The sequence below is a fragment of the Lactobacillus sp. M0390 genome (assembly GCF_016102085.1).
Taxonomy (GTDB): domain Bacteria; phylum Bacillota; class Bacilli; order Lactobacillales; family Lactobacillaceae; genus Lactobacillus; species Lactobacillus apis.
The window spans coordinates 458,768-482,522 of sequence record NZ_JACFPH010000002.1; the positions used below are offsets into that span (position 1 = coordinate 458,768).

21 protein-coding genes are annotated in these 23,755 nt (G+C 38.0%); 11 read left to right on the plus strand and 10 right to left on the minus strand.

Going from position 1 to position 23,755, the window contains the following annotated elements; translation table 11 throughout:
* Positions 1-12 precede the first annotated feature (12 nt).
* From H3R25_RS06170 to H3R25_RS06180, 3 genes are read left to right on the plus strand one after another with little or no spacing between them, the layout of a single operon-like run.
* Positions 13-654 carry an amino acid ABC transporter permease gene (locus tag H3R25_RS06170; RefSeq protein WP_187158206.1) on the plus strand — a complete coding sequence of 214 codons (642 nt, stop codon included), beginning with the start codon at positions 13-15 and terminating at the stop codon, positions 652-654.
* A 15-nt stretch (positions 655-669) separates the two neighbouring features.
* On the plus strand, positions 670-1,323 hold the full coding sequence (locus tag H3R25_RS06175; protein WP_198194606.1) for an amino acid ABC transporter ATP-binding protein: 654 nt from the start codon (positions 670-672) through the stop codon (positions 1,321-1,323).
* An 18-nt stretch (positions 1,324-1,341) separates the two neighbouring features.
* Positions 1,342-2,169, plus strand: coding sequence for an amino acid ABC transporter substrate-binding protein (locus H3R25_RS06180; RefSeq protein WP_198194632.1), 828 nt, complete (start codon positions 1,342-1,344; stop codon positions 2,167-2,169).
* Here the strand turns inward: H3R25_RS06180 and H3R25_RS06185 are convergent, their stop codons facing one another.
* A complete protein-coding gene (locus H3R25_RS06185) occupies positions 2,170-2,964 on the minus strand; it encodes a Cof-type HAD-IIB family hydrolase (RefSeq protein WP_198194607.1) in 795 nt (264 codons plus the stop codon).
* Between the two features lie 227 nt (positions 2,965-3,191).
* On the opposite strand from H3R25_RS06185, the gene H3R25_RS06190 reads away from it, so the two are divergent.
* The 3 genes from H3R25_RS06190 (at position 3,192) to H3R25_RS06200 (ending at position 7,457) form a co-directional block, all read left to right on the plus strand.
* Positions 3,192-4,499 (plus strand): NCS2 family permease, encoded by a 1,308-nt coding sequence (locus H3R25_RS06190; RefSeq protein WP_198188186.1) that lies wholly within the window; start codon positions 3,192-3,194, stop codon positions 4,497-4,499.
* Between the two features lie 69 nt (positions 4,500-4,568).
* The gene (locus H3R25_RS06195; RefSeq protein ID WP_198194608.1) at positions 4,569-6,023 is read left to right on the plus strand and encodes a DASS family sodium-coupled anion symporter; all 1,455 of its coding nucleotides are present in this window, start codon (positions 4,569-4,571) and stop codon (positions 6,021-6,023) included.
* A 123-nt stretch (positions 6,024-6,146) separates the two neighbouring features.
* Entirely contained in the window at positions 6,147-7,457 is a 1,311-nt protein-coding gene (locus H3R25_RS06200) for an NCS2 family permease (protein WP_122036381.1), read from the plus strand.
* Positions 7,458-7,617: 160 nt separating this feature from the next.
* Here the strand turns inward: H3R25_RS06200 and gndA are convergent, their stop codons facing one another.
* The 9 genes from gndA to H3R25_RS06245 all read right to left on the minus strand — a co-directional run bounded on the left by gndA (position 7,618) and on the right by H3R25_RS06245 (position 16,888).
* Positions 7,618-9,003 carry an NADP-dependent phosphogluconate dehydrogenase gene (gene gndA / locus H3R25_RS06205; protein WP_198188187.1) on the minus strand — a complete coding sequence of 462 codons (1,386 nt, stop codon included), beginning with the start codon at positions 9,001-9,003 and terminating at the stop codon, positions 7,618-7,620.
* 106 nt (positions 9,004-9,109) lie between these two features.
* Positions 9,110-10,921: a pyruvate oxidase gene (gene spxB, locus H3R25_RS06210; protein WP_187158200.1), complete on the minus strand. Its 1,812-nt coding sequence runs from the start codon at positions 10,919-10,921 to the stop codon at positions 9,110-9,112.
* Positions 10,922-11,198: 277 nt separating this feature from the next.
* Positions 11,199-13,094 (minus strand): tRNA uridine-5-carboxymethylaminomethyl(34) synthesis enzyme MnmG, encoded by a 1,896-nt coding sequence (mnmG, locus tag H3R25_RS06215; RefSeq protein WP_198194609.1) that lies wholly within the window; start codon positions 13,092-13,094, stop codon positions 11,199-11,201.
* 8 nt (positions 13,095-13,102) lie between these two features.
* Positions 13,103-14,488 carry a tRNA uridine-5-carboxymethylaminomethyl(34) synthesis GTPase MnmE gene (gene mnmE / locus H3R25_RS06220; protein WP_198188195.1) on the minus strand — a complete coding sequence of 462 codons (1,386 nt, stop codon included), beginning with the start codon at positions 14,486-14,488 and terminating at the stop codon, positions 13,103-13,105.
* A 107-nt stretch (positions 14,489-14,595) separates the two neighbouring features.
* Complete coding sequence (locus H3R25_RS06225) at positions 14,596-15,462, minus strand: membrane protein insertase YidC (protein WP_046308074.1); 867 nt, start codon at positions 15,460-15,462, stop codon at positions 14,596-14,598.
* Between the two features lies 1 nt (position 15,463).
* Positions 15,464-15,832 (minus strand): ribonuclease P protein component, encoded by a 369-nt coding sequence (gene rnpA / locus H3R25_RS06230; protein ID WP_046308076.1) that lies wholly within the window; start codon positions 15,830-15,832, stop codon positions 15,464-15,466.
* A 52-nt stretch (positions 15,833-15,884) separates the two neighbouring features.
* Positions 15,885-16,025 (minus strand): 50S ribosomal protein L34, encoded by a 141-nt coding sequence (rpmH, locus tag H3R25_RS06235; protein WP_003549412.1) that lies wholly within the window; start codon positions 16,023-16,025, stop codon positions 15,885-15,887.
* 199 nt (positions 16,026-16,224) lie between these two features.
* Positions 16,225-16,431, minus strand: coding sequence for a DUF3923 family protein (locus tag H3R25_RS09175; RefSeq protein WP_370567442.1), 207 nt, complete (start codon positions 16,429-16,431; stop codon positions 16,225-16,227).
* Between the two features lie 175 nt (positions 16,432-16,606).
* Positions 16,607-16,888: a hypothetical protein gene (locus H3R25_RS06245; RefSeq protein WP_232354570.1), complete on the minus strand. Its 282-nt coding sequence runs from the start codon at positions 16,886-16,888 to the stop codon at positions 16,607-16,609.
* 654 nt (positions 16,889-17,542) lie between these two features.
* Here H3R25_RS06245 and dnaA point away from each other — a divergent pair.
* The 5 genes from dnaA to gyrB all read left to right on the plus strand — a co-directional run bounded on the left by dnaA (position 17,543) and on the right by gyrB (position 23,754).
* Positions 17,543-18,910, plus strand: coding sequence for a chromosomal replication initiator protein DnaA (gene dnaA / locus H3R25_RS06250; protein WP_122033891.1), 1,368 nt, complete (start codon positions 17,543-17,545; stop codon positions 18,908-18,910).
* A gap of 175 nt (positions 18,911-19,085) precedes the next feature.
* On the plus strand, positions 19,086-20,216 hold the full coding sequence (dnaN, locus tag H3R25_RS06255) for a DNA polymerase III subunit beta (RefSeq protein WP_198194610.1): 1,131 nt from the start codon (positions 19,086-19,088) through the stop codon (positions 20,214-20,216).
* Between the two features lie 217 nt (positions 20,217-20,433).
* Entirely contained in the window at positions 20,434-20,655 is a 222-nt protein-coding gene (gene yaaA, locus H3R25_RS06260; protein ID WP_122034011.1) for a S4 domain-containing protein YaaA, read from the plus strand.
* Positions 20,656-20,660: 5 nt separating this feature from the next.
* Positions 20,661-21,806 carry a DNA replication/repair protein RecF gene (gene recF / locus H3R25_RS06265; RefSeq protein WP_198194611.1) on the plus strand — a complete coding sequence of 382 codons (1,146 nt, stop codon included), beginning with the start codon at positions 20,661-20,663 and terminating at the stop codon, positions 21,804-21,806.
* Positions 21,790-23,754 (plus strand): DNA topoisomerase (ATP-hydrolyzing) subunit B, encoded by a 1,965-nt coding sequence (gene gyrB / locus H3R25_RS06270; protein WP_122033897.1) that lies wholly within the window; start codon positions 21,790-21,792, stop codon positions 23,752-23,754. Before recF ends, gyrB begins: the two co-directional genes overlap by 17 nt.
* The last annotated feature ends 1 nt before the right edge of the window (position 23,755 follow it).

Sequence of the window (23,755 nt, forward strand, 5' to 3'; positions counted from 1 at the left end):
AAGGAGAATAAGATGAATTATATAATCTCAATCATGCCTTCTCTACTTTCTGGAGCTAAAATGACCCTGATTCTATTCTTATGGACCTTGATCATTTCTATCCCACTTGGAATCATTGTTAGTTTGGGTTTAATTTCACATTTTAAAATTATACGTGCTATTTTAAAATTTTATATCTGGATTATGCGTGGTACGCCATTGTTACTACAACTAATCTTTATTTTTTATGGACTGCCAATCATTGGCATCATTTTCCAACGATACAATGCTGCCTTATTCGCTTTTATCTTAAACTATACTGCTTACTTTGCAGAAATATTCCGTGGTGGTTTTCAGTCTGTGCCTGTCGGCCAATATGAAAGTGCGCACGTTCTGCAGCTCACAAAATGGCAAACTTTGCGACATATTATTATTCCCCAAGTAAGCAAAATTGTTATACCGTCAATTGGCAATGAAGTGATCAATTTAGTCAAGGACACTTCCCTTGTTTATGTTATTGGCTTGGGTGAACTCCTACGTGCAGGAAACGTTGCAACTGCACGAGACGTTACACTTGTGCCATTAGTTCTAGTTGGTATTATCTATCTACTAATGACCGGTATTGCATCGTTTATTTTAAAGAAAATCGAACACAGTTACTCTAAGTGGAAATAATAAGGGGAATGATTCATGCTTGAATTAAAGAATATTACTAAAAAATTTGGCTCTCGAACAATTTTAAATAAGCTAAACTTAACAATTCCCGATCAAGAGATATTAGCAATAGTCGGACCTTCGGGTGCCGGCAAAACAACTCTTCTACGTTGCCTTAGTGGCTTAGAAAAAGTCGATTCTGGTCAGTTTCTCTGGAACAATCAAGAATTTGATCCAACTGAACCAAGTAAAGATAATCAAATTACTGGTGTTGTTTTTCAAAGTTACGAATTGTTTCCCAATTTGACCATCATTGACAATATCACACTCGCACCTAGATTGGTTTTAAAAGAAGATAATAGCCAGGCTCTACAGACAGCTAAGCAATTGCTTCACGATCTAGACTTAACTGGCAAAGAAGAACTGTATCCATATCAGCTGTCTGGTGGTCAAAAGCAGAGAGTTGCGATTGCGCGAGCATTAGCAATGAAGCCACAAATTCTATGCTATGATGAGCCGACCTCAGCACTGGATCCTGCATTACGTACCAAAGTCGGCGAAATTATTTTACAACTGAAAAACAACAATAAGATGACACAAATTATTGTTACACACGATATGGATTTTGCTCATCAAGTAGCTGATCAAATTTTCACGGTTAAAGCGTTAGATTTTAAGAAGGTGGATTAAGTGAAATGCAAACGTCTAATGGCATTATTTGCCACCATCTTTTTTACTCTTACTCTGTCTGCTTGTAGCGGTATTTCCGTTAACAGACAAGCTAACAAAGCTGACAATTGGACTCATATTAAGGATCGAGGCTATGTAGTTGTTGGTGTTGACGACACATTTGTTCCAATGGACTTTCAACAAAAAAACGGAAAACTAATCGGTTATGATGTTGACTTAGCTAATGCAGTTTTTAAATTATATGGTATCAAGGTCAGCTTCCAAACAATTGATTGGTCAATGAATACAACTGAGTTAAGAAATGGGACAATTGATGTAATTTGGAATGGTTTCAGTAAAACTCCCGCTAGAGAGGCAAAAATCAACTTTAGTAAAACCTATTTGGATACAACACAGGTCATAGTTGCATTGAAGAAAAATCACATTAACAGCGTTAAAGACATGCAAAATAAAGCACTAGGCGCCCAATCTGGTTCATCAGGTTACAATGACATCATGGATTATCCAAAGGCACTTGCTAACCGAATTAAAGGCCACTATCCAATTCTCTACGATTCCTTTACTAACGCCTTTATCGATCTAAACGCAGGTCGAATTGATGGCTTGTTAATTGATAGTTCCTATGCCAATTACTATATTTCGCGTCAAAAGCATCCTGAACGATTCACTGAAATTGATAGTTCTTTTCCAAAGGAACAATTTGGCGTTGGTATGCGCAAAAGTGATATAACTTTACAGCGAAAAATCAACCAGGGATTAGATATTCTTGCTAAAAATGGAACCTTAGACCGAATTAATCATAAGTGGTTTGGGGATAAAGCACAGTCCCCACTTCTTAAAAAGTAATTAGCTAAGCTCCTCAAGAACTTGCGCAATGCCATCATGGTTGTTATCAGAAGTCACATTTACAAATTGCTTTTTCAATTCTGCTGGAGCGTTACCCATCAAAAATGGATGCCCAACTGTTTCTAGCATTGAAACATCATTGTAGTTGTCACCAAATGCCCAACAATCAGTCAGCTTCACATTAAATTCTTCTGCCAGTTCTTTAATTCCCTCGCCTTTAGATACACCATTAACAACTATTTCTAATAAATTGGGAGCCGATTTAACTAAGACCACGTCTGGATATTCGACAGTCAGATCTTTTTGCTCTTGATCAAGTTGTTCTGGATTGCCCATAATAAGGACCTTGTGAACACCTTTAAGTTTTTTAACTTCAGCAATTGAGCTTGGTGTCGCTTTAACTTGAACAATCTGCTCCTCTTTTTTTACCAATTCAACATTATTTCCTGGGAAATAAAACCAGTCATAGCCACTATAAACATTCCAAGTAGTCTGATTATTTTTCTTTTCGATATATGAACAAATCTCAGCTGCTTCGGCTGCTTTCATGAAGCGCGAAGATATTGGCCTTCCCATTTCATCTAAGACTAAAGCGCCATTGTATGCAATCATTGGACAGTTCTTAGTTATCTGGCCAGCCGCAGTCATCACTGCTTGCGGCATTCTTGCAGAAACTGGGATAAAAACATTGCCATTAATGATTTGCCGTCTAATCGCATCTCTTGTTTTAGGTGTTACTTCTAAATCTGTATTTATTAATGTTCCATCAATATCTGAAAACAACAATTTAGCCATTTTTTCTCCAACCTTCTTATACTCATTAGCTTACTAAGATAGTTTATTTTAAAAACTATTTCATCTTGCAGTCAATCTGTTAGAGAACTTGTTCATTCTTAAATCCCACTCAGATGTAAGGCTTTTCATTGAATAATTCGTATTTGATTTTATATATCAGCATGCTACACTAAAATAGTCGTTAGATGTAAATAAAACACGAACATTATTATAGTGGGAGAGATTAAATGAATTTTATTAAGAGCTACTTTCAGCTCGATAAATATAAAACCAGTGTTAAAGTTGAGTTTCTCGCTGGACTGACTACTTTTATTAGTATGTCTTACATCCTATTCGTTAATCCAAGCGTTTTGGGTGCCAGTGGAATGGACAAAGGTGCTGTCTTTACTGCAACAGCACTGGCAAGTGCATTAGGTACAGCTTTAATGGGGATTGTTGCTAACTATCCCATTGGTGAAGCACCAGCACTTGGTATCAATGCTTTCTTTGCCTATACAGTTTGCGTGGGTATGCATGTTTCATGGGAAACAGCACTAGCTGCCGTTTTCGTTGCCTCAATCATTTTTATTTTAATTACTATGTTCAAGTTGCGCGAAAAGATCATTAACGCAATACCTGCTGATTTAAAATTTGCCATTTCATCTGGTATCGGTCTTTTCATTGCATTCTTAGGAATGCAAGACGGTGGCCTTATTGTTGCTAATAAATCTACATTGGTTGGCCTTGGCTCACTTCATGATCCAGCTGTTTGGATTACAATTTTTGGACTTTTAGTAACCGTTGTTTTAATGATCTTGAATGTCCCAGGTGCGATTTTCATTGGTATGATTTTGGCCGCACTTTTTGGTGTTGTTACTGGTCAAATTGCTCTACCAACCAAAATCATTTCAGTTGCACCTAGTATCGCACCAACCTTTGGTCAAGCAATTTTCCATGTTAAAGATATCAATACTCTGCAAATGTGGGTTGTTGTTCTAACCTTTTTACTTGTTACTTTCTTTGATACAGCGGGAACTTTAATTGGCTTAGCTCAACAAGCTGGCTTTATGAAAGATAATAAAATGCCTCGCGTAGGTAAAGCCTTAGCTTCCGACTCAACTGCCATGATGGTCGGCTCAGTCTTGGGTACATCTCCAGTTGGCGCGTTTGTTGAATCAAGTGCAGGTATTGCTGTTGGTGGACGTACAGGTTTAACTGCAGTTTTCGTTGCTATTTTCTTCTTAATTTCAATGATTTTCAGTCCATTGCTTGGCCTGTTCACTACACATGTTACGGCACCTGCTTTAATAATCGTTGGGGTGCTAATGGCACAAAACACAGCGCACATTCATTGGGATAAAATGGAAATTGCTGTGCCAGCATTCTTGATTTTAACTGGTATGCCACTTACCTACTCAATTTCAGATGGCTTGGCTCTTGGCCTTATTACTTACCCAATCTGTATGCTTGCAGCAAAACGTGGTAAGGAAATTACTCCTATGATGTGGGTGCTCTTTGTAGTATTCATCATTTTCCTATGGGTGCTGAACTTCTAAAATAAATTATGATAAGATGAATGTGTTAAACAATCATCTTATTTTTTTAACTTTTTGAAAAGAGGAGTCATGAAGACACTAGAAAAAATAGACTATAAAAAATTTATTTTTCCAGTTTTACTTGGATTAGTTTTCTGGTTTACTGCACCTATCAGACCTGCCGGGGTTACCGTCCAGGCCTGGCACATGCTCGCAATCTTTATCGCCACCATTGTTGGTTGTATTACATTACCAATTGCAATTAGTGGCGTTACACTAATCGGTTTTACATTAACAATCTGCCTTGGCCTCGTACCATTGGCCGATAAAGTAGTTAATGGTAAATTAATTGAAAAAGGTGCTATTAACGCTTTTGCTAACAGTTCGGCCTGGTTAATTGTAATGGCATTTATGATTTCACGTGGAATCGTAAAAACTGGTTTAGGACGCAGGATTTCACTATATTTTATTAAATGGTTTGGGCAAAAATCATTAGGTCTTGGCTATGCAATCGGTGCAATTGATTTAATTGTTTCACCCGCAACGCCTTCCAATGGCGCCAGAGCCGGTGGTGTGGTTTATCCTTTAATTGAATCATTGGCTGAAACTTACGACTCTAAGCCAAATGATCCCTCGAGAAAGAAAATGGGAGCCTATCTAATTTTCACGGAATTTCAGGTTAACATTATCACCTCATCTCTGTTTATGACAGCTTGTGCACCTAACTTAATTGCTGTAGCACTTGCTGGTAAAGCAGGTGTTACACTCACTTGGATGCAATGGTTCATGGCTGCACTTGTGCCTGCTGCAATCTGTCTGCTTGTAATTCCATATTTTGTTTACAAGATCTACCCACCAGAAGTAAAGGAAACTCCTAATGCTAAGGAATGGGCAAATAAGCAACTTGAGGAATTAGGTAAAGCAACATTACCTGAAAAAATGATGGCGATTATTTTTGTGATTACCTTAGCACTTTGGATGCTTTCGAGTACTCTTGGAATAGATGCAACTTTGATTGCATTCATTTCTGTTGTGCTGCTTCTGCTTACAGGTGTTCTTACTCCTAAAGATATTTTGGGTGAAACTGGTGCCTGGAACATTCTAATCTGGCTTTCAATTCTGGTTTTTATGGCTGAAAAATTAACTCAGTTTGGCTTCATCGGCTGGCTTTCAACTACTATTTCAAGTAGCATGAAGGGCGGCAACAGGTTAATCACTTTGATTATCTTAGCCCTTGTATTGTTCTACACCCACTACTTATTTGCCAGTGCAACAGCACATAACTCTGCAATGTTCTTGCCACTTTTAACTGTAGCAATTGCTGCTGGAGCACCTAAAGTTATGGCTGCACAATTCTTAGCTCTGTTTTCTGCAATCATGGGTTCAACTACTCATTATTCTAGTACCGCATCTTCGGTGCTTTCTTCAACTGGTTATGTTAAACAAAGTGAATGGTGGAAGATGAGTTTTATTTTCGGTATTTTCTACATCTTAGTTTATGGTGTAATCGGACTAGGATGGATGAAAGTTATCGGCATGTGGTAATTTTAAAAGCGAACTTGAAAGGGCTTGCTTTTTCATTTCCCAGGAAATAATATTCCAAGCCCGTTTGCTTATGCTAAACTAGTTTTATTGGTTCTTTTATAAGATATTTTTTTGGAGGAAAAAATGACGACACTAGATAACGTCTTTCATTTAAACGATGCTCATACCACTATCAAACGTGAGTTAATTGCTGCTTTAACCACTTTTGTTAGTCTCTCCTACATCCTTTTTGTTAACCCTAATATTTTACATGCAGCTGGGATTGATAAAGGTGCTGCTTTCACAGTTACCGCAGTTTCAATTGCAATTGGTTGCTTCATCATGGGCTTTGTGGCTAACTACCCTATAGCCCTTGCGCCAACATTAGGTAGTGCTGCGTTCTTCGCTTACAATGTTTGTGGCGAAATGAAAATCAACTGGCAAACTGCATTAGCTGCTGTCTTAGTTGCATCTGTCTTATTCATCTTAATCACAGTTTTAAAACTACGTGAGAAAGTAGTCGATGCAATTCCACAAGACTTAAAGTATGCTATTTCCGCCGGAATTGGTTTATTCATTGCTTTCATTGGCTTACAAAACGGCAAGCTCATTGTTAATAGTGATTCCAGCTTAGTAACTTTGGGCAAATTTAACTCACCAGCTGTTTGGATTACACTTTTTGGGTTAACCTTAACTGTCATCTTAATGGCAATGAATGTTCCAGGTTCAATTTTTATCGGGATGGTTGTGACGGCTATCTTTGGTATTCTTATTGGTCAAGTCGAAGTGCCAAAAGCAATCATTTCAACTGCTCCAAGCATTGCCCCAACCTTTGGCCAAGCTGTTTTTCATCTAAAAGATATTAATACACCTCAGCTGTTCATGGTCGTCCTAACATTTTTACTAGTTACTTTCTTTGATACTGCAGGTACCTTGATCGGTATGACTGAACAAGCTGGAATGGTCGATCAAGATGGCAAAATTCCACGTATTGGTAAAGCCTTCGTTTCTGACTCCCTAGCAATGGTTGAAGGGGCTGTTTTGGGAACTGCTCCTCTTGGCACATCAGTTGAATCCAGTGCCGGTATTGCAATGGGTGGACGAACAGGATTAACCGCAGTTTTTGTTGGCATTTTCTTCTTAATCTCAATGATTTTTAGTCCATTACTGGCAGTTATTCCAACCACTGTTACTGCACCTGCCTTAATAATTGTTGGCGTTTTAATGGCTGGTAACTTGAAGAAAATTAACTGGGATAAGTTTGAAATTGCTTTTCCTGCATTTTTAACAGTTATTGGCATGCCACTTACCTACAGCATTTCAGACGGTTTAGCACTTGGAATGATTGCATACCCAATCACCATGATTGCCTCTAAGCAAGCTAAAAAGGTCTCACCGATGATGTACGTGCTGTTAGTAGTATTTGTCATCTTTTTCTTGATTACAAACATGTAGCTCAATTAGACTAGCCAAAAAGCCACTTCATAATGAAGTGGCTTTTTTCTTTACAGTATTCTAGAATTTATAAAAGATGATTATTATATATTTTTCCTAGCAAAAAACCAGTTAAAGTAGAAACTTAACTGGTCTTTTTTTGTTACACGTGTAACACAGCTTATTTTTCTTCATACCATTCAGTGTGATATACACCGTCACGGTCATTTCTGAAGTAAGTGTGAGCACCAAAGTAATCTCGCTGTCCTTGAATCAGGTTAGCTGGAAGACTTGGGTTAAAAATGGATTCTAAATAATTAAGGGACGCACTTAAAGTTGGTGTAGGAATGCCAGCCTTAGTTGCTAATTCAAGTACCTTACGCAATGCAGGTAAATTTTTCTCCATTAAATCTTTAAAGTAAGGATCTTGGAACATATTATCAAGTTGCTTACCTTCGGCAAAAGCTTTTTCAATATCCTTTAGCATAGATGAACGAATGATACAGCCAGCTTCCCAAGATTGGGCAATAGCTGGATAACGCAACTCCCAATTATACGCATCAGCTGCCATCTTTAATTGCTGAAAACCTTGAGCATAGGCAACGGCTTGACTCAACTGCAAAGCTTTTCCAAGATTATCAATTAAGTCTTCAGGAACTTCGCCTTCCCACTTAATTTCCTTGCCTTCACGCGTTGTTGCCTTAGACATAAATCTACTGATAACAGCTTCTGCAATCACACTAATTGGCACACCCAAGTGTACACCGTCTTCAAGCATCCAGTTACCTGTACCCTTGTATGAAGCTACGTTCAAGATATGGTCAATGACATGATCTGGAGTCAAATCGTCTTCTTGTTTCAAAACTTCTGAGGTGATTTCACTCAGGTATGCTTGAACTAGCCCCTGATTCCAATCGGCAAAAATTTCTGACATTTCATCGTTAGTTTTTCCGGCAACCTTACGCAAGATATCATAAACTTCAGAGAATTCTTGCATAATTCCATATTCAATACCGTTATGAACCATTTTGACATAGTGTCCACTACCCTCAGGTCCAATAAAGCTGACACAAGGATGACCATCATCGTTCTTAGCAGCGATTGCTTCTAAGATTGGTGCAACTTCCTTGTATGCTTCTTCGTCGCCGCCAGGCATTAAAGCAGGGCCATTTAAAGCACCTTCTTCACCACCGGAAACACCCATTCCAATAAAGTGAATCCCGTGTTCTTCCATTTCATGGAAACGGCGATTAGTATCGTGGAAGTTTGAATTACCTCCATCAAGTAAAATGTCGCCTTTATCAAGCAAAGGTAACAACTTGTGCAATGTTTCATCTACTGGCTTACCAGCCATAATTTGAATCAAAATTTTGCGTGGTTTTTCAAGTGAATTAACAAATTCTTCCCAAGAATAAGTTGGTTTTAGCTTATCATCCTGATATTCTGCAAAAGCATCAACTTCTTTTTTATCGATACTAAAGCCTGAAACGGAGAAGCCACTATTTCTAACATTTAAAGCTAGGTTTTTACCCATGACGGATAAACCAATAATCCCGAACTGTTGCATATATATTCCTCCATCGTTCAAGTTCATACTCTATTATTATACTTGTATGAAAGCAAAAAAGCGAAACTTTCAAGAGTCTCGCTTTTTTGAGTTCTAACATTAAATATTAGTGTGCTGAAGCACCTGAAGTTGTATCAGGTTCTTCTTCTGGTTCAGGTTCTTCCTCTTCAGCTTCGGAAGCGCCTGAAGCAGCATCTTCAACCAAACCATACTTGTCAGCAAAGTAACTAAATGGCTTCAATGCTTCTGCTTGATACTTCTTAACAAATTCAGGATCGTCAAGTGTGTTCAATTCAGTTGAGTAAGGCATGTCATGAGTGAACTTAATGTCAATTAACATTGGTCCATCCATTTGCTTGAATTCCTTAACTGCGTCTTCGAATTCCTTCTTAGTACGTACAGTTACACCCTTAACGTTCATACCTTCAGCAACTAATGCCCAATCGTTGTTTGGTAAGATAACACCAGATAATGGTTGGTGTGATTCATCTTCTTGTTCAGCTTCAATGTATCCCAAAGTGTCGTTAGTGAAGACAACATTTAAGATGTGCATGTTGTAACGAGCTTCAGTCAATAATTCTTGACTCATCATTGCAAAGCCACCGTCACCGCCTAAGTTCCAAACTTCGCGTTCTGGGTGAACAGTTGCAGCAGCGATTGCAGCTGGAGAGCCAAAGCCCATAGTTGCGTACAAACCTGAGGTTGCCCAAGTTTGTTCATCGTGCAAGTTTACCAAACGTTGGAAGTCAATGTTGATGTTACCAACATCAATAGCGAATTGTGCATTGTCGTCAGCATATTTGTTGATGATGTCAAAGATTGGTTCACGACGAACTGGCATTTCGTCTGAATCATCAAAGCTGTGCTCCCAGTCTTCCCAGTTCTTACGGTCAGCAATTGCAGCCTTGTAAAGTGGTGATTCTTCGCGAGCTTCACCAGCATCAATCATAGCTTGCAAAGTCTTAGCACCGTCAGCCAAAATTGGAACATCTACTGCGTGACGCTTACCCAATTTTTCTGAGTCAACATCAATTTGAACAACCTTAGCCTTTGGATCAAAGAAGAATACTGAGAATGGTGAGTCGTTACCTACCCAAATAACAGCATCTGCGTGTGTTTGAATGTCGTCACTTGGCTTAGGAGCAACACGACCAATTGACCCCATGTATGCTGGGCATCTGTCTTCAACAACGCCCTTAGCCATAACTGAAGACATCAAAGGAGTCTTGAATTTTTCAGCGAACTTCTCTAAAACGTCGCCGTGACCCTTCATACCTAAACCGAAGTAAACAACTGGGTTTTTAGCTTCTTCAAGAATCTTAACAGCTGCGTCGATTTCTTCTTTCTTAGGAGCTGCGTAGTTAGGGATAGCTTGCAATGAATTGTAAGTTACACGGAAGTTATCGTTAATCTTTTCCCAACCAAAGTCTTTAGGAAGGATTAATACAGCTGGACCCTTCTTAGCATAAGCTTGACGAAGAGCTTCATCCATCATTGATGGAATTTGATCTGCGCGTTTAATTTGGTGGTTCCAAACTGCAACGGGATCAAACCAAGGCTTTTCATCGAAAGCTTGGAAGAAGTCCATGTCTTGACGACTAGTAGGAACGTTAGCAATAATAGCTACCATTGGAACCTTGTCGTACTTAGCGTCGTATAAACCATTCATTAAGTGAACGGCACCAGGGCCGGCTGAACCAAAACATACACCAGCTTGACCAGTGAATTTATATTCAGCTGCAGCAGCTAAAGCACCAGCTTCTTCGTGCCGTACTTCAATATACTTTAATTTTCCCTTAAAGTCGTGGATAGCATTCATAGTTGAGTCGAATGAACCACCTGGGAAACCATAGATATGATCAATATGCCAGTCCAATAAAACTTGGAGCATAGCATTTGCGCCATTAATTTTTGCCATTTTTAAAGTGCATCTCCTTAAATACATTTACTTACATACTGTATTAAAACATATAATTTCACAATTTCAAGTGAGTAAAACCAACGTGGTAATTGAGATGTAAGCGCTGTGCAAAAATATTAATTTCACAAAGATGTCACTGTAAATTGTTGTTTTAAGATAACAGCAATAATTAAATTTGTGATTATCTGATCATTCGACCATTTTTTGTGAATTTTTTTGATTTATTCTCTTTCGAAAAAATATTTTTGTTTTTTGAATTTTTTTACAAAAATTACTATTTAATTTTTGAATAGCGACCGTTTTGCACGTAAACGCTTAAAATGGCAAGATCAGCTGGGTTGACACCTGAAATTCGCTCAGCTTGTGCGAGAGTCTCTGGTCGAATTTTCTCAAACTTTTCTCGTGCTTCCGTTGCTAAACCTTCGATTGCCTGATAGTCAATATCAACCGGAATCTTCTTAGCTTCTTGCCGGTGTAATCGGTTAATTTGCTGCTGTTCCTTTTTAATGTAGCCTTCGTATTTAACATTAATTTCAATTTGTTCCTTGACGTAGCGCTCATTGGAAATGTGCTCATGAGTCAATTTTTCAATGTCGTCAATCTTAACTTTCGGTCTTCGTAAAAAGACATCGGCTTTGACTCCAGCCTTTAATTTTTCCTCGCCAATACTTGCAAGATAATTTTGCACTTCTTCATTTGGATGAACGGTTATTGATTTAACCGCATGCTCCGCTTGAATAATCTGCTCCTTTTTAGCTAAAAACTTGGAGTATCGTTCTTCAGAAATTAATCCTAATTGATACCCGTAATCAGTTAGGCGCAAATCAGCGTTATCATGACGCAAAATCAAACGATATTCAGCTCGAGAAGTTAATAGTCTGTATGGTTCCTCAGTTCCTTTTGTAACTAAATCATCGATTAAAACACCAATATATGCTTCATCCCTGCCTAAGGTAAAGCCAGACTGGCCAGATGCTCGTAAAGCAGCATTGATTCCAGCAATAAGTCCCTGACCAGCTGCTTCTTCATAACCAGAGGTACCGTTCATTTGTCCAGCTGTAAAGAGATTCTTGATATTTTTAGTTTCTAGTGTGTGTTTCAGTTGCCATGGGTCAATTACATCATATTCAATTGCATAGCCTGGGCGCATCATTTCAGCATCTTCAAGTCCAGCTACAGTGTGTAACATCTCAAGCTGAACTTCTTCTGGCATTGAAGTTGAAAAGTCACCAACATAGACTTCTTCGGTGTTCTTTCCCTCTGGCTCCAAAAAGATTTGATGACGCGGCTTATCCGCAAAGCGAACCACTTTGGTTTCAATCGAAGGACAGTAACGTGGCCCCACACCCTTGATTTCGCCTGTAAACATTGGCGAGCGAGTCAGATTATCATTAATAATTTTGTGCGTGTAGCGGTTGGTATAGGTCATCCAGCAGGATACCTGATCTTTGAGGTAATCTTCATCCTTACTTTCATATGAAAAATGACGCGGAACCTGATCTCCGGGCTCTTCTTCAGTTTTAGAATAATCAATTGTTTTGCTGTTTACTCTAGGAGGAGTACCAGTCTTAAAACGGCGTAACTTGAAACCCAATTTTTCCAAATTTTCAGATAATTTAATCGCTGGAATGGTGTTGTTAGGGCCAGAAGAATAATTTAATTCACCAATATAAATTCGTCCACGTGCTGATGTTCCGGTTGTTAGAACCACACTTTTAGCATGATATCTAGCACCAGTATTTGTTACTACCCCTTGGCAAACACCGTCTTCAACCAATAACTCATCAACTGTTGCCTGACGCAAAGTTAAATTAGGTGTTTCTTCAATTACACGCTTCATTTGTTCATGATATTGCCACTTGTCAGCTTGCGCACGTAAAGCCTGAACTGCAGGCCCCTTACCGGTATTTAGCATTCTCATCTGAATATAAGTAGCATCGATATTTTTACCCATTTGGCCGCCAAGTGCGTCAATTTCACGCACAACGGTTCCTTTTGCAGGACCACCAACAGATGGATTACATGGCATAAAAGCCACCATATCTAAGCTGATTGTTAATAGTAATGTTTTTTGGCCCATTCTAGCGCTTGCCAATGCAGCTTCACAGCCGGCATGACCTGCACCAACAACAATTACATCGTAAGCATTCGAATCATAGCTTTTAATCATTTTTACACCTATTTTCCTAAACAAAATTGACTAAATAACTGGTTTACCAGCTCATCAGGGCTGCTCTCTCCAGTAATTTCACCTAAAGTATCCCAAGCACCATTAAAATCTATTTGTGCAATATCAATTGGAACATCAATTTCTAGTGCCTTAATTACTTCATTGAGTTGCGTTTTGGCTTTTTCCAGTAATCCTGACTGACGCTGATTAGTAACCAATACTTGGTCATTTGAATTTTCAATTCCATTGAAAAAGAGCTCTTTAATTGCTTGCTTCAATTGATCCAGATTCTTTTGCTGTAGAACTGAAATCGCAATTACTTTACTACCAGTCAATTGCTTAATTTCTTCTACCGTTACCTTTTGGCCTAAATCGGTTTTATTCAAAAGGACAATTCGCTTCTTATCATTAGTTGCATCAATCAAAGCATGATCTTCAGCAGTTAGAGGCTTACTTGAATCGAATAATAGTAATACCAAATCTGCCTTAGCTAGTGCTTTTCTTGAACGTTCAACACCAATTTTTTCAACTTTATTATCGGTATCACGAATACCAGCTGTATCGATCAATTTCAGCGGCACTCCTTCCACTGAAACATATTCTTCTAGAGTATCACGAGTCGTTCCCGCCACATCCGTTACAATAGCTGTATCGCTCTTAGTAAGATAATTGAGTAAAGAAGACTTACCAACATTAGGCTGACCAATAATTGCAGTTGCTAAGCCGTTACGTAACGCCGTTCCTTCTGCAGCAGTTTTAAGCAGGTCATCTATTTCTGATATGACAGTCTTTGACGTCGCAATCATTTGCTTAGCCGTTACGGTATCGGCATCATATTCAGGGTAATCAATGTTAACCTCAACGTTTGCTAAGACGTTTAAAATTTCTTGGCGCATCCCCTGGATTTTTTCTAACAATCCACCTTCAAGCTGTTTTTCCGCAACTTGGCGTGCTCGGTCTGTCTTAGCTCTGACAACATCCATTACACTTTCAGCTTGGGTTAAATCAATTCGCCCATTAACAAATGCACGCTTGGTAAATTCACCAGGATCAGCCATTCGTGCACCAGTTTTTAATAGTAACTGCAAAATCCGATTGGTAACGACAATACCACCATGACAGTTGATCTCAACTATGTTTTCACGTGTAAAAGTTTTAGGTGCGAGCATAACTGAAACCATTACTTCATCAATAACTTCTTTATTTGCGGGATCAATGATGTGTCCATAATGAATGGTATGACTTGCCGCTTTAGTCAAATTGCCGCCCTTAAATACTTGATTGGCAATTTTAACAGCATCTTCACCAGACATTCTAACAATCGAAATTCCACCCTCACCAATTGGAGTTGAAATTGCTGCAATCGTATCAAATTCTGTTAAAGTTTGCGCCATGATATTTTTCCCCTTTTCAATAAAAAAAGCGCATTATAACACCATGAATAAACCATGATGTATAAAGCACTTTGACTACTTTATCTAAATCACTTTAGATTGAATATTTACTTTTTATTACGCTTTAACCGTTTATATGTCTTACGCAGTTTACGCTTACGCTCGCGTTCAGCTTCAGCTTTTGCTTCCTGCTCACGACGATATTTAATTGGATTTTGTAAAATAAACGTTTGTACTACTTGGAAGAGGTTAGAGACTACCCAGTATAAAACAATTGCTGATTGGAAATAGATTCCCATCACACCAACCATAATTGCCATACCATAAGTCATAATCTTCGACGAGAAGTTTTGTGACTCCTTCGGAGTTGATAATTGACTGATATATGTCGACAAGAAAGTTAGAACCATCGATAAAATCGGCATAATAAAATACTGATCCGGTTTACCTAAGTCCATCCACATAAAGTGACCAGTCATCAATTGTGGTGTTTGCGCAATCGCACCATACAATGCAAGCATAACCGGCATTTGAATTAGTAGTGGCAAGCAACCAGCATAAGGATTAATTCCTGCTTCTTTATAAAGCTTGTTGGTTTCTTGTGAAAGCAAAGTTCTCGATTCAGTATCGTTACCAGGATATTTTTTGCGCAATGCATCAATTTCTGGCTGAATACCTTGCATCTTAGTTGTACTCTTAATTGAAATAGCACTTAGTGGGTACACAATTATACGTACAATAATGGTAAAGATAATAATTGCCCAACCATAATTATTGCCAATAATCTTAGCAAGCCATAGTAAAAACGTTGACATGTAGTAAATAACCCAACGATTCCACCAGTTGCCGCTAGTATGCGAAATAGGTGCAGGCTTGTTACTTGTCGCACAGCCTGTTAAGACGACAGCGACCATCATTACTGTAAGCACAATAAGTATTCGCTTGACATTCTTTTTAGTTAAAATGTCTTTCACTCTAATCTTCCTCAACTTTATCTGGTATCTCTTCTATGATATTAGCCAAAATGAGTGCATGAAGCAGGTTCTTCCGAATTTCAGTCATACTAAAATCACGGACATACGGGCGCGCAATCACCAAAAAATCGATTTGCGGTTCAATTCTTGCTTTGTTTTCAGTAAGCACTGCACGAATATAACGCTTGAGTCGGTTTCTGACTACAGCCGTATGACCGACCTTTTTACCGACAGAAATACCTACCCGAAAGTGGGCATTTTCTGGCTTCTCTATTTTATAGATAACAAAGGCCCGATTTGCTACTGAATTACCAGATTTAAAAACTCGTTGAAAATCATTTTCTGTTTTAACTCGATAAGACTTTCTCAAAACGCTTCATTCCACTCTTTGATATTAAAAAAACCACTGGGATTTCAGTGGTTTAAGCAGATAAGACTTTTCTACCCTTTGCACGGCGTCTAGCCAAAACCTTACGGCCGTTTGATGTGCTCATACGCTTCATAAAGCCATGAACGCGTGAACGGTGACGCTTTTTAGGTTGGTAAGTTCTTTTAGTTGTCATTAAACTACACCTCCATTTTTAATATGCTAACTGCACAATTTAGTATCTAGAATACCATGATTAAAGTAAAAAACCAAGAAAAAACTAAAAAAGATGTCGCAAATTACCAATTTAGGGATAATTTGCTACTTAGTTTAAGCTGTTAGCGACAAATCCCTTATAAATATCTCAAGTATTTAATTTATTCAGATTAAAAATCTTATTTTCTTGATCTACGCGCTATAGGAAAAATAATCCTCTCGATAATTAACACGAATGCATAGAAACTTGCTAAAGCTGCCCATCGCAAGCTTGTTGTTTGAGCAAGTCCTGATCCATCAGTCTTTCGAAACCAAATTATTGCCGCAAACAAGATAAAAAGAATAGAAAGAACAATATTGGTATTACGATATGGATGCTTCGTGATTAAATCATTTCCTAAACTTTATCTGGTATCTCTTCTATAAACTAGACTCCAATATGTGTTAATTACAAAATTCAAATACTAGAATACCATGATTATAGTAAAAATATCTAAAAACTTAAATTATTTGCTTCTATCTTTTATTAGTTGTTCGCAACCTAACCTACCTTAGGAAAATTTACATTAAATCTTCTTTTGAAATTTCAAGTGATGGGTAGTGGCCAAGAGACGGTAGAAAAGTATCCAATGGGCAACTATATACCATGTAATAGGCTTCGTCATCATTAGTAGCATTAAGTTCATAATACTTTTGCTCAGCTTTTTTAGGATCATTAGTAATATAAACTACGCCGACCACTCCCACTTTTTCAGTATCAGCTGTTTCTACATATCCTTTTAGAATAATCTTCAAGTTACCATCATCTTGTAATGCCATTTTTAAATAATCTTTATCGTTCATAAAAAAATCCTCCTTTTATATAGGTCGACTTACTTAAGAAACAGCATACCAAGACAAAGATAAAATGACTAGAAATATTTAATGCTCCGCGCTTAAAACCATTCGCTCAATAATTGCATTTAAGTCAAAGAAACCTAATAATGATTAATCAGCAATCAGCCAAATTCCAAAATTATATTTTTGCAGCATCCTAAGTCAATTTCACTCTCATTTGGGATGCTCTTTTTATACGCACTTTTTTTGCAAATAATATGTCATTACAAAAGCAAAAATGTTTCACTGCTCAGAGGTAAAGTTTTCTCATAACACGAACTTTACCTGTTTAAAATTTTGTTGTATTTTTTATCCACAGAAAGACAATCACAGAACTTTGCACAGCTTTATGCACAGTCCCCAACCTGTTTAAAAACTTATTCACAGCATGTGGATATTTCGCCACTAAAATCGCTTGATTATCTGCTACTACAATAAAAAATATCCACATAATTTGTTGTATATTACTAAAATTTTGGCATCCATCATCTAAAATTTGTGTATTTCAATTAAAAAATAATCCACAACTTGTGACTTTTGGATTATTATTATTCACTTGTGGAAAACATTTTTATTAGATGGTAAAATAGGTTTTGCTTAACGTTATCGGGGGGACTTATTTTGTTTGACATCAATAAATTTTGGCAACATTTTAATGAAGAAATGCGTGCACGCTTTAACGAGGTCGCATACAATGCTTGGTTTAAAAATACTAAGCCTATTTCTTATGACAAAAATACTCATGAATTAAAAATTGCCGTCCAAAATCCGGTAACCAAGGGTTATTGGGAAAAGAATCTGGCATCAGAGTTAATTCAATCTGCATACGGGTACGCTAATATTGAGGTAATTCCTGTTTTTCAAATTGAAGGCGACACTAGTAGCGAACGGATAGTAACCCCTAAGCCTCAAGCACAAATTACGCAAGATAGAATTCAACCCTCAAGCGATAATACATTTGTCCGTAACCTTAAGCTAAACGACAAATATACTTTTGATAATTTTGTTCAAGGTGAAGGAAACAAGTTGGCTGCCGGTGCTGCCTTAGCAGTTGCCGATAGTCCAGGTAGCTTTTACAATCCGTTATTTATCTTTGGTGGCGTTGGTCTTGGTAAAACGCACTTGATGCAAGCGATTGGTCATCAAATGTTAGCTGAACGACCAAATGCGAAAGTCGTTTATATTCAAAGTGAAACCTTCGTCAACGATTTCATTAATTCGATCAAAAATAAGACGCAAGATCAATTTCGTGAGAAATATCGAACCTGCGACTTATTGCTAGTTGATGATATTCAGTTTTTTGCTAAAAAAGAAGGTATTCAGGAAGAATTCTTCCATACATTTGAAACCTTATATAATGATCAAAAGCAAATTGTCATGACTAGTGACCGGTTACCAACCGAAATTCCTGATTTATCAGAAAGGCTGGTTTCACGGTTTACTTGGGGCTTACAAGTTGAAATTACGCCACCTGATCTGGAGACGCGAATTGCAATTTTACGCAAAAAAGCTGAAGCCGAAAATCTGACAATCGATGACAGTACACTTGACTATATTGCCTCTCAGGTTGACACCAACATTAGAGAACTCGAAGGAGCTCTAGTTAAAGTCCAGGCACACGCAACGATTGAACATGAAGACATCAATGTAAACTTAGCACGAGAAGCTTTAGCCGATTTGAAGTTAGTTCAAAAGAATCAGGGATTGCAAATTTCTAAAATTCAGGAAGTTGTTGCCAATTATTTCCAAACCTCAACTTATGAGTTGAAAGGAAAAAAGCGGGTCCGCCAAATAGTGGTACCGCGCCAAATTGCAATGTACCTTTCGCGGGAGCTAACCGATTCAAGTTTACCTAAAATAGGTCAAGAATTTGGTGGCAAAGATCATACGACTGTGATGCATGCCTGCGAAAAGATCAGTCGCGAAATTAAAACTGATTCTGATATTAAGACTGCAGTGTTCGATTTGAAGCAAATGCTTGACCACTAATTCAATAGTTAAATGTGGAAAACTTTTGCTTTTGTACACATTTTCTTAACCGTCACGATTACGTTATTTTAGGGCTGTTAATGTTTTTCAACAGAAAACACAGGACCTACTAATACTACTTAATTAAATATATAATTAATATAAATAAAACAGACACGAACTCAGGAGGTAACAAATGAAATTTACCGTAAACCGCAATCTCTTTGTCGACAATCTAAACAACGTAATGCATGCTATTTCTTCACGTGCAACAATTCCAATATTAAGCGGAATTAAACTTAACCTAACTGAAGATGAATTAATCCTAACTGGTAGCGATACTGATATTTCAATTGAAATTCATATTCCTGTTAGTGAAGATTTAACAGTTGAATCTACTGGATCAGTGGTTTTGCCTGCCCGTTTCTTCAGCGAAATTATTAGACGCTTACCTGGTAAGGAATTTTCTTTAGAAGTAAAAGAAAGCTTCCAAACACAAATTATTTCTGAAAATAGTGAATTCATAATTAACGGTCTTGATGCAAATAACTATCCAAGATTACCGGAAATTGCTGACGAGTCCTCCTTTGTCATTTCTGGAAAAACATTCCGCGAAATTATTAATGAAACTCAGTTTGCGGTTGCTACTCAAGAAAGTCGTCTCGTCTTAACTGGAGTTCACTTCAACTTTAGTTCTGATAAAATTCATGCTGTTGCAACTGATTCGCACCGTCTCTCGAGTCGTGCCTTAACTTTGGAAAATGGTCCTCAAGTTAAGACAGATTTGATTATCCCAGGAAAAAGTTTACTAGAACTAGCTCGTATTATTGGCGAAACAGATCCAGAAATTAAAGTTTGTCCTGGTGAAAATCAAGTACTGTTTGAAATTGGCAACATTTTATTCTATTCACGCTTACTTGAGGGCAGCTACCCTGACACTGAGCGCTTAATTCCAACCGAGAGTACAACAACAGTTGAATTTGATTTGGCTGAATTATCCAGTGCGCTTGATCGAGCAAGTTTGCTGACACATGCTGGCCGGAATAACGTGGTTGATTTGACCCTAGACACTGAAAGCCAAACTGCTAAATTGTCAGGTGAGTCCGCTGAAATTGGTAACGTTGAAGAAGATGTTAGCTTCAAAAAGCTTGAAGGTAAGAACTTAAAGATCTCCTTCAACCCAGACTATTTACGTGACGCTTTGCGTGCATCTGTTACTGATGCAGTAGTAATGGACTTCACCCAACCATTACGTCCGTTTACTGTTAACCCAGATAAGGACGAAATTGATTTTGTCCAACTGATTACACCAGTTAGAACTTTCTAAGAAATTATTTAGACTAAATAAAAAGAAAAAGTCATCGGTCGATGGCTTTTTCTTTGCCCATTTTTTCAAAAACAAGCCAAAAAGGCTGTTCTTTTATTTTTGGTGTCAACTGCCGTGATGTGTTTATTTGAAAAAAAAACGTTTCTAGGGCGTTATATTGCGTTTAAAGTTGTGTTTTGGGCCCCAAAAGCCTATACTAACTATAGTAATTAAAGTGATGAAGGTGGATATTATCAAGGAATTTAAGGTAAAGGGTGAGTATGTCACTCTTAGTCAATTTTTGAAGGAGGAAAGCATTATTTCCTCTGGTGGTCAGGCCAAATGGTATCTGCAAGATAATCCTGTGTTATTTAACGGGGAAAAAGAAAATCGACGTGGTAAAAAAATTAGACCCGGCGATCAGATTGAGGTTGACCACGAAACATATCAGTTTCGGTAATTTTAATGTATCTCAAGCATTTTATTGCGCAAAATTATCGCAATTTAGAACAGCTCGATGTTGATTTTGATCCTGATGTCAATATTTTTATTGGGCAAAATGCACAAGGAAAAACTAATCTACTTGAAGCAATCTATTTTTTAGCATTAACACGATCCCATAGGACGAGTAGTGATAAAGAGTTGATTGCTTTTGGCAAAGATTTTGCAAATATTTCTGGTCATGTATACAAGAGCCAGGTTGATGTCTCGTTGCGTGTTTTACTAAGCAAAAAAGGTAAAAAAGTCTGGATTAATCGAGTGGAACAGGCTAAGTTATCCAAATATGTCGGACAACTAAACGCCATTTTGTTTTCACCAGAAGATCTTGATTTAATCAAAGGTGCACCTTCATTAAGGCGCCGGTTTATGGATCAGGAATTCGGTCAGATTAATGCGGAATATTTGTATTTTGCTGGTAAATATAAGCAAGTCTTACAGCAAAAAAACAATTACTTGAAGCAGTTAGCAAGTGGGGCTGCGCATGACACCTTGTTTTTGGATGTTTTGTCAGATCAACTTGCAGGAGTTGCAGCAGAAGTGATTGTGCGCAGATTCAAATTTTTGAAGTTCTTAGATTATTACGCGCAAAACGCATACACGAGCATTAGTTCTAGCAATGAAAAACTTAAGATTAATTATCGACCTTCAGTTAGGGATATAACAGAGGACGATGATGTAGAAATTGTTTATCAAAAATTGCTTGCTAGTTTTCAGAAAAACAAGCAAATGGAGCTACTTAAGAAGACAACCTTAAGTGGCCCACATCGGGATGACATCGAATTTGAATTGGATGGTAAGGATGCACATTTATATGGGTCTCAAGGACAGCAGCGTACGATTGCTCTGAGTGTTAAACTCGCTGAAATCCAGCTAGTTCACCATCTGACTAGTGAATATCCATTACTTTTACTTGACGATGTAATGAGCGAACTCGATCATAGCCGCCAAAGTGCCTTACTTAACTATATCCATGGTAAGACACAAACTTTTATTACAACAACAGATCTTGAGGGTATTTCCTGGGAAATAATCAAGAAGCCGAAGGTATACCGAATTAAATCTGGAAAGATTTATTTAGAAGAGGGGAAAATGAATGGCAGACAAGAATAACGAAGACCTCAATCAAATAAAAAAATATGAAAAAGAAGCCGATAAGTATAATGCCAGTCAGATTCAGGTCTTAGGTGGACTTGAAGCTGTTCGTAAGCGGCCCGGTATGTATATTGGCTCAACTAGCTCTCAAGGCCTTCATCACTTAGTTTGGGAAATAATTGATAATGGAATCGATGAAAGCTTAGCCGGTTTTGCGACTAAAATCGAAGTTACCATCAACGAAGATGGTAGTGTTACCGTTCAAGATGATGGACGTGGTATTCCAGTCGATATTGAAAAGAAGACTGGTCGTCCTGCGCTTGAAACTGTTTTTACAGTTCTTCATGCCGGTGGTAAATTCGGCGGTGGCGGATATAAGGTTTCTGGTGGTTTGCACGGTGTTGGTGCTTCAGTAGTTAACGCTTTATCTACAAAACTTGATGTTACAACAATGCGTGATGGTAAAAAGTACTATATCGACTTTAACCATGGACGCGTAGACCATGAAATGAAAATGACTGGTTCGGTCCCACTTTCAGAGCATGGTACAATTGTTCATTTTTATCCAGATCCTGATATTTTCACCGAAACCACGTCTTTTGATGATCAAATCTTAAAGAATAGAATTCGTGAACTTGCCTTTTTAAACAAGGGTCTAAAATTAACCTTTACGGATAAGCGTAAGGACAGTGCAGAAACAGATGTTTATCACTATGAAGGTGGTATTCAAGAATATGTTTCATTTTTGAATCGCGACACAGAGGTTTTGTTTGATAAACCGATATATGTTGAAGGCGACTTTAATGACATTAACGTCGAAGTTTCGTTGCAATATACACAAGGCTATAAAACAACCTTAATGACCTTTGCTAACAATATTCACACCTATGAAGGTGGGATGCATGAAGCGGGCTTTAAGACCGCTTTAACCCGTGTAGTTAATGACTACGCGCACAAGACTAAGTTGTTAAAAGATAATGATGATAACTTGTCAGGTGAGGACATTCGTGAAGGGATGACAGCGATTGTTTCAGTTAAGCACCCGAATCCGCAATTTGAGGGGCAAACCAAGACTAAACTTGGTAATTCTGATGCTAGAACAGCTGTAGACCGTGCTTTTTCAGAAACATTCACCTCGTTTTTGATGGAAAATCCGCAGGTAGGACGCAAGATTGTTGAAAAAGCGCAATTGGCTGAAAGAGCCAGAACTGCTGCCAAAAGGGCACGTGAAGTTACGAGAAAGAAATCTGGACTGGAAATTGCCAATTTGCCTGGTAAGTTAGCAGATAACACTAGTAATGATCCAAGTATTTCAGAATTATTTATTGTTGAGGGTAACTCAGCTGGTGGTTCTGCAAAGCAAGGTCGTTCTCGTTTAACACAAGCTATTTTGCCAATTCGAGGAAAAATATTAAACGTTGAAAAAGCTTCAATGGACCGAATTTTGGCTAACGAAGAAATTCGTTCACTGTTTACCGCCTTGGGAACAGGTTTTGGTGCCGATTTTGACGTTTCAAAGGCTCGTTATCACAAGTTAATCATCATGACGGATGCCGATGTCGATGGTGCACACATTAGAACCCTATTGTTAACGCTGTTTTACAACTACATGCGCCCAATGATTGATAAGGGCTATGTTTATATTGCACGTCCGCCTCTATATCAAGTTCGTCAGGGTAAGGTGATTAAGTATCTTGATACCGATGAAGAGTTGCACGACTACTTGGGTAGTTTGCAACCTAGTCCAAAACCAATCGTTCAACGGTACAAGGGATTGGGTGAAATGGATGCTGAACAGCTGTGGGATACAACAATGAATCCTGAAAATAGACGCCTTGATCGTGTTAGCCCAGAATATGCAAAAAATGTTGATGAAGTTTTTGAACTTTTGATGGGTAATGAAGTTGCACCAAGACGAAGCTTTATTGAAAATAATGCTAAATATGTTGAGAATTTGGATGCTTAGG

Excerpts from the sequence above, each read along its gene's own strand:
- recF (WP_198194611.1), top strand. The coding sequence starts at position 20,661 with ATGTATCTCAAGCATTTTATTGCGCAAAATTATCGCAATTTAGAACAG.
- mnmG (WP_198194609.1), bottom strand. The coding sequence starts at position 13,094 with ATGATTAAAAGCTATGATTCGAATGCTTACGATGTAATTGTTGTTGGT.
- H3R25_RS06195 (WP_198194608.1), top strand. The coding sequence starts at position 4,569 with ATGAAGACACTAGAAAAAATAGACTATAAAAAATTTATTTTTCCAGTT.
- spxB (WP_187158200.1), bottom strand. The coding sequence starts at position 10,921 with ATGGCAAAAATTAATGGCGCAAATGCTATGCTCCAAGTTTTATTGGAC.
- H3R25_RS06175 (WP_198194606.1), top strand. The coding sequence starts at position 670 with ATGCTTGAATTAAAGAATATTACTAAAAAATTTGGCTCTCGAACAATT.
- H3R25_RS06245 (WP_232354570.1), bottom strand. The coding sequence starts at position 16,888 with ATGAACGATAAAGATTATTTAAAAATGGCATTACAAGATGATGGTAAC.
- gndA (WP_198188187.1), bottom strand. The coding sequence starts at position 9,003 with ATGCAACAGTTCGGGATTATTGGTTTATCCGTCATGGGTAAAAACCTA.
- rpmH (WP_003549412.1), bottom strand. The coding sequence starts at position 16,025 with ATGACAACTAAAAGAACTTACCAACCTAAAAAGCGTCACCGTTCACGC.
- mnmE (WP_198188195.1), bottom strand. The coding sequence starts at position 14,488 with ATGGCGCAAACTTTAACAGAATTTGATACGATTGCAGCAATTTCAACT.
- H3R25_RS06185 (WP_198194607.1), bottom strand. The coding sequence starts at position 2,964 with ATGGCTAAATTGTTGTTTTCAGATATTGATGGAACATTAATAAATACA.
- gyrB (WP_122033897.1), top strand. The coding sequence starts at position 21,790 with ATGGCAGACAAGAATAACGAAGACCTCAATCAAATAAAAAAATATGAA.
- yaaA (WP_122034011.1), top strand. The coding sequence starts at position 20,434 with ATGAAGGTGGATATTATCAAGGAATTTAAGGTAAAGGGTGAGTATGTC.
- H3R25_RS06180 (WP_198194632.1), top strand. The coding sequence starts at position 1,342 with ATGGCATTATTTGCCACCATCTTTTTTACTCTTACTCTGTCTGCTTGT.
- dnaN (WP_198194610.1), top strand. The coding sequence starts at position 19,086 with ATGAAATTTACCGTAAACCGCAATCTCTTTGTCGACAATCTAAACAAC.
- H3R25_RS06200 (WP_122036381.1), top strand. The coding sequence starts at position 6,147 with ATGACGACACTAGATAACGTCTTTCATTTAAACGATGCTCATACCACT.
- H3R25_RS06170 (WP_187158206.1), top strand. The coding sequence starts at position 13 with ATGAATTATATAATCTCAATCATGCCTTCTCTACTTTCTGGAGCTAAA.
- H3R25_RS06190 (WP_198188186.1), top strand. The coding sequence starts at position 3,192 with ATGAATTTTATTAAGAGCTACTTTCAGCTCGATAAATATAAAACCAGT.